Here is a 1667-nt window from a genome sequence, read left to right as displayed (position 1 = left end):
TCTGTATATGCAATTAATAATACTTATCATTTATAGTATGATATACAATTAAACAGCCGAGAACTAGCCTCGCAAACAACAGAAATTAAAAAACTTAAATCAACGCTCGATTTATAAACACTTAGAGAAAAAAATGAACAAAGTTACTTTAGCCTGCATTACATTAGCTATATCAATTTCCAGCATTTACACCGCAAAAACACAAGCACATGCAATATGGTTTGCTGAGCGCTCATCACAACTAGCACTGATATATGGTGAAGGCGCACAAGATTTAGACACCGTTAAGCGCCAAGACAAAGTTAAAACAGTTACTGGCTATAACAAAAATTGGCAAAAACAAAGTGTAAAACTTGTTGAGTCAGGACATATGATGATACTGAGCGATAACACGGTTTATGCTGTTACAGGAATGCTAGATAACGGTTTATGGAGCAAAACTAAAGATGGTAAATGGTTTGCTAGTGGCCGTGATCAAATCCCTGATGCAGTTTTAAGCGAGCATACAAAAAAACATGCTGTACACTTGCGTGGCCCTCTTACAGAAATTCCTCAACTTAAAGAACAACAGTTACAAATTATCCCAATAGGTGAGAGCTTTTCAGATCAAAAAGGTGCATTGGTTAGTTATCGCATAATATTTAATGGTAAGGCAGTTCAAGGCGCTAAAGTGATTAATGATATTGTGAACGACCCAGATCAAAAGCCTCTGATAAGCAATCATGAAGGCGTAGTGACATTGCCACTACGTAATCAAGGTTTAAACGTAGTTGCCGCAATATATGATGAAAAAAGTACCAATCTCGCTGTATTTGATAAGACCGAGCACTTAGCAACACTTTCATTTGTTTTACCCCATGCTGAAGAGTAGTTTTTAATTAGCTACTTATATTCAAACAAAACTTTGTGGGCCTAGACTTACAATAAGTCTAGGCCCTTATGCACTTTTAGTGGCCCTTTAAATAAGTGAGTAGCACGCTACTCCTCCGCTGCACTTAAGCCTCACCTAGTGTTGTTGTAAATTACAAGTTTAATTATTACAGTAGAAAGCATGTTTACGAACAGTTCTAAACTTCTACGTTAAGGTGCACATTTCAACTTGAAAATTCACAAGTAAAACCGAGCGCCACCATTCCATTTAATCAATCACTACAATCTTTTCATTCCATTTTAAAGATGAACAATAATGAGCAATACTAAACTCATCAAATTATGAGAGTTAGGGTATTCAAAATGATTAAGACAGTTACTTTTGCAATGATGCACTTCGCAATCGCTTTTGCAGTGACTTATTTTTTAACCGGTAGTTTTTTAATTGGTGGCTTGGTTGCTATTGTTGAGCCAGCTGTAAACACTGTTGCGTTTTACTTTCACGAAAAAGTGTGGCGTAAAGTTGAAACTCAGAATAACTTTAAACAAGATTCAGATGGGATAATGTTTGCATAAGAATTAACTAGATTAAATTGGCTCACAAACCAACGAATATCCCCATATTACACCTCGAACTGTAAATTAAGCTTTGCCACTAGAGCCGGTGGCAGAGCTTCAGACCAAAACGGCTAAAACTGTTTTTAATTAATAACCGAAATTGATGAGCCTTTTAATTATTCTTAGTAAAAGAGTGCAAGGCTTCCCCTCCTTAGACACATGCCAAGCCACGCTAAATA

Annotated in this window: 2 protein-coding genes; both read left to right on the top strand. The window is 36.4% G+C overall.

The window, feature by feature from the left end:
• Positions 1-133 precede the first annotated feature (133 nt).
• On the top strand, positions 134-871 hold the full coding sequence (locus L1D51_RS21345; RefSeq protein ID WP_055197407.1) for a DUF4198 domain-containing protein: 738 nt from the start codon (positions 134-136) through the stop codon (positions 869-871).
• A 362-nt stretch (positions 872-1233) separates the two neighbouring features.
• On the top strand, positions 1234-1446 hold the full coding sequence (locus L1D51_RS21340) for a DUF2061 domain-containing protein (protein WP_054562611.1): 213 nt from the start codon (positions 1234-1236) through the stop codon (positions 1444-1446).
• Positions 1447-1667: the final 221 nt, after the last annotated feature.

Source organism: Pseudoalteromonas shioyasakiensis (assembly GCF_022398475.1).
Taxonomy (GTDB): domain Bacteria; phylum Pseudomonadota; class Gammaproteobacteria; order Enterobacterales; family Alteromonadaceae; genus Pseudoalteromonas.
Note: the sequence above shows the minus strand (reverse complement) of the source record. Positions and strands in the feature narration are given on the sequence as shown.